The sequence below is a fragment of the Amycolatopsis tucumanensis genome (assembly GCF_021654135.1).
GTDB classification, from domain to species: domain Bacteria; phylum Actinomycetota; class Actinomycetes; order Mycobacteriales; family Pseudonocardiaceae; genus Amycolatopsis_E; species Amycolatopsis_E tucumanensis.
On the sequence record NZ_JAKGSD010000133.1, the window covers coordinates 1 to 1,131 of the forward strand.

The 1,131-nt window shown below is 65.3% G+C and carries 1 protein-coding gene; it reads right to left on the reverse strand.

What is annotated here, in order from left to right; genetic code table 11:
• A complete protein-coding gene (locus L2C96_RS44140; protein WP_237340320.1) occupies positions 1 to 1,086 on the reverse strand; it encodes an IS630 family transposase in 1,086 nt (361 codons plus the stop codon).
• Positions 1,087 to 1,131 lie beyond the last annotated feature (45 nt).

Sequence of the window (1,131 nt, forward strand, 5' to 3'; positions counted from 1 at the left end):
CTAGTGTCCTGAGTCGTTAATTCGTCGGCAGTAGGCGGCGAGGGAGTCGAGGATTTGGTCGGCGGTGCGGGTCCAGACGTAGGGCCTGGGGTTGGTGTTCCATTGCTGGATCCAGCCGCGGATGTCGCGTTCGAGGGCGGTGACTGAGCGGTGGACGCCGCGGCGGAGCAGTTTGACGGTGATCTCGGCGAAGAATCGTTCGACGAGGTTGAGCCAGCTGGAGCCGGTCGGGGTGAAGTGCAGGTGGAACCGCGGGTGCTTGAGCAGCCAGGTTTTCACCGCCGGTGTTTTGTGGGTGGCCAGGTTGTCCAGCACGACGTGCACGTCCAGCTCGGCGGGCACATTTTTGTCGATGGTGCGCAGGAACCCGAGGAATTCCTGGTGTCGATGCCGGCGTTTGACCGCGCTGATGACCTGCCCGGTGGCCACCTCGAGGGCGGCGAAGAGGCTGGTGGTTCCGTGGCGGACGTAGTCGAAACTTTGCCGTTCGGGCACGCCGGGCAGCATCGGCAACACCGGGGCCGAGCGGTCCAGTGCCTGAATCTGGGACTTCTCGTCAACGCACAGCACCACCGCCTTCGCGGGCGGATCCAGATACAGCCCGACCACGTCGCGGACCTTGTCCACGAACAACGGATCCTTGCTGATCTTGAACGTGTCCACCTGGTGCGGTTTGAGGCCGAACGCCCGCCAGATCCGTGAGACCGCCGACTGTGTCATCCCGGTCTGCGCCGCCAGCGACCGGGTCGACCAGTGCGTCGCGTTCGCCGGCTTGGTTTCCAGGGTGGTCACGACGACCTGCTCGACCTGCTCATCGGAGATCGTGCGTGGTCGGCCCGGGCGCGGTTCGTCGCTCAGGCCGTCCAGCCGGTCGGCGACAAACCGCGCCCGCCATTTGGTCACCGTGTGACGGTCCAAGCTCAATCGCCTGGCCACTTCGGTGTTCGATCCGCCCTCGGCGCAGGCCAGCACGATCCGGGCCCGCAACGCCAGCGCCTGCGCGGTCGTCCTGCGCCGGGTCCACCCCTCCAACGTTCGACGCTCGTCGTCGGACAGAGTCAGTGGCACCAGCTTCGGACTCGGCATCACCACAACCTAGCCTGGCACCGAATTAACGACTCAAGACACTAG

Bases quoted from the DNA above. Each gene is read 5' to 3' on its own strand.
- L2C96_RS44140 (WP_237340320.1), bottom strand. From the start codon at position 1,086: ATGCCGAGTCCGAAGCTGGTGCCACTGACTCTGTCCGACGACGAGCGT.